We start from the raw sequence: 393 nt of genomic DNA, 5'->3' as shown, positions 1-393 counted from the left end.
CATCAACCTTCAGCATCTCAGCGCCTACTTTGGTAGCGGCAACGATGGTATCCATTTCGCTGATGCCTGCACACTCCACGAAGGAGTACATCTCACCCATTGCGGTATAACCGTATGGCGTCAGACTGGAGCAGAAGGAATCAGAACCAATGGTAAGACCAATGCCTTTCTCTTTTGCTCTTCTTAAGTTAGCGTAAACACGGTTTAATTCTTTTTCCACGACATCGCTGCCCTCGAATTGATCATGGATTTCCGGTACGTATGTCGGCGGATATGTCTTAAACCATTCGTGTAAGAACTGGATCGTCGGGCAGAAGTAGATACCTTTTTCCGCCATGATATCAAGACACTCGTCATTTAAAGCCTGGCCGTGGATAATCAGATGAACACCGG

The 393-nt window shown here is 47.1% G+C and carries 1 protein-coding gene; it reads right to left on the bottom strand.

Annotation, left to right across the window (positions count from 1 at the left end; translation table 11 throughout):
* On the bottom strand, positions 1 to 393 hold a 393-nt coding region (locus NE664_15320; GenBank protein ID MCQ4728002.1), incomplete at both ends, for an amidohydrolase family protein.

The organism is Anaerotignum faecicola (assembly GCA_024460105.1).
Lineage (GTDB): Bacteria > Bacillota > Clostridia > Lachnospirales > Anaerotignaceae > JANFXS01.
This window is presented reverse-complemented; position numbering and strand designations above follow the sequence as displayed.